At 71.9% G+C, this 6,006-nt stretch carries 6 protein-coding genes and 1 pseudogene; 6 read left to right on the plus strand and 1 reads right to left on the minus strand.

Annotated features, from left to right (window positions below; all coding sequences use genetic code 11):
- Positions 1 to 383: GntR family transcriptional regulator (locus ACFWGD_RS12895; protein ID WP_377779095.1), on the minus strand; the 383-nt coding region annotated here is incomplete at its 3' end.
- A 369-nt stretch (positions 384 to 752) separates the two neighbouring features.
- Between ACFWGD_RS12895 and ACFWGD_RS12900 the strand changes: the two genes are divergently transcribed.
- From ACFWGD_RS12900 to ACFWGD_RS12925, 6 genes and pseudogenes are all read left to right on the plus strand, one after another.
- On the plus strand, positions 753 to 2,711 hold the full coding sequence (locus tag ACFWGD_RS12900) for an FtsK/SpoIIIE domain-containing protein (protein WP_377541243.1): 1,959 nt from the start codon (positions 753 to 755) through the stop codon (positions 2,709 to 2,711).
- On the plus strand, positions 2,708 to 3,028 hold the full coding sequence (locus ACFWGD_RS12905; protein ID WP_377541242.1) for a hypothetical protein: 321 nt from the start codon (positions 2,708 to 2,710) through the stop codon (positions 3,026 to 3,028). The genes ACFWGD_RS12900 and ACFWGD_RS12905 overlap by 4 nt, the downstream gene beginning before the upstream one ends.
- Before the next feature lie 2 nt (positions 3,029 to 3,030).
- Complete coding sequence (locus tag ACFWGD_RS12910; RefSeq protein ID WP_377541241.1) at positions 3,031 to 3,921, plus strand: protein spdB; 891 nt, start codon at positions 3,031 to 3,033, stop codon at positions 3,919 to 3,921.
- Positions 3,918 to 4,130 (plus strand): hypothetical protein, encoded by a 213-nt coding sequence (locus tag ACFWGD_RS12915; RefSeq protein WP_377541240.1) that lies wholly within the window; start codon positions 3,918 to 3,920, stop codon positions 4,128 to 4,130. Before ACFWGD_RS12910 ends, ACFWGD_RS12915 begins: the two co-directional genes overlap by 4 nt.
- Entirely contained in the window at positions 4,127 to 4,489 is a 363-nt protein-coding gene (locus tag ACFWGD_RS12920) for a hypothetical protein (protein ID WP_377541239.1), read from the plus strand. Before ACFWGD_RS12915 ends, ACFWGD_RS12920 begins: the two co-directional genes overlap by 4 nt.
- Positions 4,490 to 5,119: 630 nt before the next feature.
- Positions 5,120 to 6,006 (plus strand): annotated as a pseudogene (locus ACFWGD_RS12925) (hypothetical protein); the annotation flags it as partial.

Consider the following 6,006-nt stretch of genomic DNA (forward strand, 5'->3'; position numbering starts at 1 on the left):
GCCTGGCCGCCGTCCTCGACGCCCAGGAGGTCCGCGACCCACTCGGGGGGAGTGGTCAGGTCGGCGCCCGTGATCACGGCGTACTCGCCGTCGGCGTAGATCCGCCCGGTAGTGAGCGCCGCCTCCAGGCGGTCGGCTGCGGTGCGGTGCAGGGTCCGGCGCGTGCTGACCGTGGTGGCCGCACCCTGCCGGCCTTCCGCGAGGCCTTCCGCCCTCAGCGTGCGGTGGACCTTCTGCGCGGTCGCAGTCGAGATGCCGTACTCCGCCGCGAGTTCGCGCACGGACGGCAGCACGTCGCCGTGCGCGAGTTCGCCGCTGACGATCTTCGACTTCAGCGTGCCGACGACTTGGAGATACGGAGGCGTGCGCTCCAGCGAGGACATGGCGGGGCTCCTTCGACGGGTGAACGGTGCGGTGATCTATCACAGCATCCGGAGTAGTGATCTAGCACAGTGTATGGCTTGACACAGCAACTGTGCCCCCACAGTATGGGTCTTGTTCGGCGGCGCCTCCCGAGGGGTCGCCGAACGGCTCGAAAATCCGGGGCCCTCGCGCGCACACGCGTAGGGGCCCCACCCCGGAAACCACCGCAACACCGAAACTCGCAGGTCACAGGCTTGCGGGGGCGCAACCGCCCGCAAGGGAGGTTGCGGCCCGGGGGTTGCGGGCTCAACCGCCACAAAACAGGCGGGCCGGAACGCCGCGCGAACGGCAATCCCGGCCCTGATCCACGACCACCCAAGGAGCGACTCGTGGACTACGCAGCAGCATGGAACAAGATCGGTACTGGTACCAAAACGGCCCGCGTGATCACGGCGGACCGGATCAACAAGACGACAGCGGCGGCGAGCCAGGCACTCGACGGCGCCGCCCCGATGTGTGCCCCGCTCGCGCACCGCTGGGACACGGAGGCCGAGCGCAGGGCGAAGCTCCGGACCCCGGAGAACCTGAAGGCGTTGATCGCTGCTCAGCGGGCCAACACGTCGGCGCGGTCGACGGCTGCGACCGCCGCGAGCCAGCGGAAGGCCGCACGGGCGGCGAGCAGCAACCCGTTCAACGGCGGCCGCCGCGCGGCCCGGACGGCGGACAAGGCAGGTCGCGCTCACGCCAAGGTCGCGCGCCGCGACCTGAAGTCGGCTCGCCGGAACTACCCGCTGACGCTCAACCAGCTCGCGGTCCGCGCCCACGCCGCGCACCTGATCCCGGCTGGGATCACCTCGTACGCGATGTCGTCGGCGGAGCACTGGGCGATGTGGCCGGCGGGAAGCTCGCTGAGCCTGATCGCCCTCAACGCTGCACTGCTCGCCGTCGGCCGCCGCCAGGTGCGGGTGCCGCTCGACGACGACGCCACGGCGGAGGAGCGCCGCCTCCTGGAGCGCCTCGACCCGTCGTACTGGGTCCAGCACGCCGACGAACGAGGCCTGTCGGGCACCGTGCCCGCACCGACCGAGCTGACCCCGGCCGGTCTGGTCACCACGGTGCGCCTTGATGGCCGGTGGAAGCCGTCGGCGTTCAAGGCCAAGCACGAGGAGATCCGGGCGATGCTCGGGGCCCGCACCGCCCTGCGTATGGAGATCAGTTCGGGATCGCATGGCGACCGCGCCACGATCACGCTGCGGACCCGCAGCGCTGCCGACGGCATCGACCTGACCGGCTGGAAGCCGGGCGACCCGTGGGGCGTCGACACGGTGACCGGCGAGCCGGTCATGGTCCCGCTCGGTCGCCGGATGCTGATCGCGGGGACCTCCGGGTCGGGCAAGAGCTGGAGCACCCGGGCCCTGCTCGCGGAGGCGTCCGAGGAGCCCAACCACCGCCTGGTCGTCATCGACCCCAAGCGAGTGGAAGGCATCAACTGGGAGCACCGCGCCCGCGTCGCCATCTACGCCGAAGACGTCCTCGGCGTGACGGACGAACTGGTCGCTGAGATGTACGAGCGGCTGGAGGAGATCCCGCGCGGCCGGGACACCATCGAGATCAGCACCCGCCGCCCCCGGATCACGGTCTTCGTGGACGAAGGAGCCGAGGTCATCTCCATGGCGCGCAAGAAGCGCGCCAAGGGCGGCGACGGCGACCCGGGCGACCCGGACTGGTCCCGGATCATGGAGAACCTGTCGACACTCGCCCGCATGGCGCGCGCCGCCGAGATCATCCTGATCTGGGCCACGCAGAAGCCGACCATGGACGCCAAGGGCGGCATCGACCCGCAGATCAGCGCCCAGATCACTTACCGCGCCGCCCTCGCCCTGAGCACGTCCGGCGAGAGCCGCGTCGTGTTCGGCGAGGACGCCACCGAGCGCGGCTGGCACGCCCACGACCTGCCGATGCCCGGCGTGGCCATGCTCCGCTCCGGACCCAAGGCGGCACCGCACCCGATCAGCACCCGGGCGTTCTCCCCGGCCGACGTCATCGCCCTCCCTGACCGCCCGGTCTGGCAGCGGTCGGCCAAGGCGCCGGCGCCTGTCCCGGCCCCGGCGTCCGAGCCGCTGCGTCTGGTGAAGGACGCCGCCCCCGCGGCTGCCGTCCCGCAGGACCTGACCGACAACCAGAAGGCCGTGCTTCAGGCCGCGATCGACGGCACGTCGACCAACGCCGCCATCGCCAAGGCGACCGGCATCAACCCCGGCTCGGTCACCCGCGCGGTCGACGCGCTGGTCAAGCGCGGGCTCCTCGCCAAGGACGGCACGACGATCCGTACGGAGGTCGCCGCATGAGCGCCAACCTCGCCCAGGCCGTGGCCGACGCCCGCGCGGCGGAGACCAACACCGAGCAGATCGCGCAGATCCTCGCCGTGGTCCAGGCCGTACAGGCGGCCACCCCCGCCCCGGCCGCGCACGCCGCCTGCAGCTGCTCGACGCAGAAGGCCAGCGGATCGTCCGCCGGGAAGGTCGCCGCGTGGATCGCGGGCGGTGCCGCCTGCGCCTGCGTCCTGGTCGGCCTGTTCCTCGCGGTCGCCCTGGTCGCCGTCGCCGTGACGGTCGGCGGCTGCGTGTCGTACCTGCTCATCCGCGAGATCCGGAAGGGGAAGTGACCATGCCCAAGCGCAACTACACCGCCGCACCGGCGGTCGCCATGACCGCCGTGTCCATGGTCCTCACCCTGGCCGTGGTCGTGATGTGGCTCGGGGACTCGATGCCGTGGCCCGTCGCCCTGGTCGTCGGACTCGGCATCGACGGCGGCTGGCTCGCGACCCTCGCGTACGACCGGCGCCTGGCCGCTCAGGGTGACCACAACACCACGGTCACCGTGGTCGGGTGGGCGTTCGGCGCGGTCGCGACCGGCGTCCTGGTCGCCCACGCGCTCACCGCCGACGGATCCGCCGGCGCATGGCTCGCCGTCGCCTGGCTGCCGATCGCGGCCAAGGCCTTGTGGCTCGTGCACGGTCTCTGGGAGCGGACCGCGCTCACCAAGACCGCCCTCGACCGGATCGCCACGATCCAGCAGGGCGCCCGCGATCAGGCGGCCATCGCCCGCGCCGAACTCCGTGCCGAGGCGGGCACCGAGGAGACCCGCCTCGACGCCGTGACGGGCGCCGGGAAGCGCGTCGCGGAGGCACAGGCCAAGGCGGCCAGGAGGCTCTCCGGCGCCTGGTCGGAGCTGGACGGAGTCCGGCAGGGCGACGGCACCGGTAGGGCTCTGACCTGCGTGACAGAGCGCGTCGCACCCGCGTCACAGGACGCGTCACAGCCCCGCTGGCAGCTCCCCGTCTGGGGCTCCTTCGAAGAACTGGCCGCCATCGAGGCACCCGCCCTGACGGACGACCAGATCGACGCGATCGTCGCGGAGCTCCGGGCCAGCACCAACCCGCCGATGTCGTACAACGCCCTCGCCCTCGCCTTCCGCAGGGCGGGCCACAGCGCCGGGGAGACCCGGCTCCGGGCGGCCTGGAAGCGCGTCACGACGTCTGAGGCGGTGGGCTCGTGATCGCCCTCGCCTACCTCGCCACCGTGGTGGTTGCCCTCGCGGTCCTGGCGGTGGCCCTGCGCCGCCGCCCGGTCCCGGCCCCCGCGCCGGTCCCGCCGGCGCCCGGACCCGACCGACTCCTGACCGACGGCACACCTGAGGTCCGGTTGATCCTCGCGGCCGCCACCCAGCTCGCCGACCTCGCCCACCGGATGGGAGCCGCAGCATGACCCGCCGACCCGCCATCCACGACGCGGCACCGAGCCTGGTCGTCTCGCACGGAGCCGACTTCTTCGGGCAGGACCACCACCTCCGCAAGGAGGTTGCCGCCCTCGCGTCCTGGGTCCAGACCTCCGTGCCGTACAACGACCGGAAGGCCGTGGCCTCACTGGTCGACGCCCTGGAGTTCCCGAAGCCCCGAACCTTCCCTGCTGCCGAAGCCGCGCTCGTCTCCGAGCAGCTGCTCACGGTCTCCCGGACCCGGCACCTCAAGCCGCGGGCGTCGGCCCTCGCCCGCGCCCTGGCCGACGCCGCCGCCCGCGCTGCCGCCGACGGCGAGTCGTGGGAGTGGACGGTCGAAGCCGCGTAACACCGAAGCCCCGCCGGCCTTTTCGGCTGGCGGGGCTTTCTTCGGTCCGTCAAACCCCAACAGCCCCAAGGGCCGTGTCGCGTGCCGGGGGGAACACCGGGCACGAAAGGTGCTTGGATTCTCTCCAGGAAATGCGAAACGGCCAGGGGGCCTAATCCCTGACCGCTTCTGACGTCCACCCGGTCTCCACAACCAAGGGACTCGTCTGTGTCCAGCGTACGGGACGCGTCAGCGTCTGCAACCCCCGAACCTCCGCGTGCCGCCACGCGGAACAGCAGCGGCCCCCGCTGCCACTGCGGCACGCCGATTGCCCATATTCCGGGCAAAGTGCCGCGTGTCTACTGCTCGGACCGCTGCCGGAAGGCCGCGAAGCGCGCAATTCAGCGCGGGATGACGTCCGGCAGCAACCCCGGACAGCTTGGGAAAGAAACAACAGAGTTTCCCGCACCCCGCCGACCTGCGGTTTCTCCGGACGGGGTGGATGGGGAGAGCCCGAGAGGCGACAGCCTCTCGGAAGGGCAGTCGCGAAGCGACGCCGCCCGCTTGCGCAAAGCGGCGCGGTACACCCGGCGCCGGACCCTATGGCGGATCACCGGCGACTCCGCGTGCAAGGGCTGCGGCCGGGCCCTGATGGACCCCGCGTCCGGCGTGATCGTCGCCCAGACCGCTGCCGGAACCTCCGTGGTCCTCGGCCTCATGCGGTGCGGGCGGATCTGGCTCTGCCCGGTCTGCGCCGCCGTGATCCGCCACCGCCGCGCCGAGGAGATCACCCAGGCCGTGGTCACCTGGCTCCAACAGGGCGGGACCGCCTACCTGGTGACCTTCACCGCCCGCCACGCGTACAAGGACGCGCTCGCCGACCTCATGGACGCTCTCCAGGGCACCCGCAAAACCGAGGACACCCCCCGGCGCCCCGGCGCCTACCAGCGGCTCATCACGGGCGGCACGTGGGCCGGACGGAAGGTCAGCGACGGCTGCCGGGCGAAGGACCAGGAGGGCATCCGCGACCGGATCGGCTACCTCGGGATGATCCGCGCGACGGAGGTGACCGTGGGTCAGGCCCACGGCTGGCACCCGCACATCCACGCGATCGTCCTCGTCGGCGGCCGGACCACCGGAGAGAAGGCGGCCAAGAGGATCACGGGCGCCTTCACGCCTGCCGAGGACCGGCTCACCGAGTGGGAAGACCACTGGCGCGCGACCTGGACCCGCACCCTCCAGGGCATCAATCCGAAGTTCCGGCCGACGGACGACTGCGAACGGGCCGACTGCCCGTGCGAGGGCAAGGGCCACGGCGTCGACTTCAAGCGGCTGCACACCGAGCGCGACGCGAACGACCTCGCCGAGTACATCGCCAAGACGCAGGACGGCAAGGCGCCGGCGCTCGAACTCGCCCGCGCCGACCTGAAAACCGCGGGCGGCGAGAACGTCACGCCGTTCGAACTCCTCGGCCGGATCGGAGACCTGACCGGAGGCGTTCCCGAGGACGACGCCCAGGGACAGGGCTCGCTGGAGTC

Origin of the sequence: Corynebacterium sp. NPDC060344 (genome assembly GCF_042725215.1) — a bacterium.
Taxonomy (GTDB): Bacteria; Actinomycetota; Actinomycetes; order Mycobacteriales; family Mycobacteriaceae; genus Corynebacterium.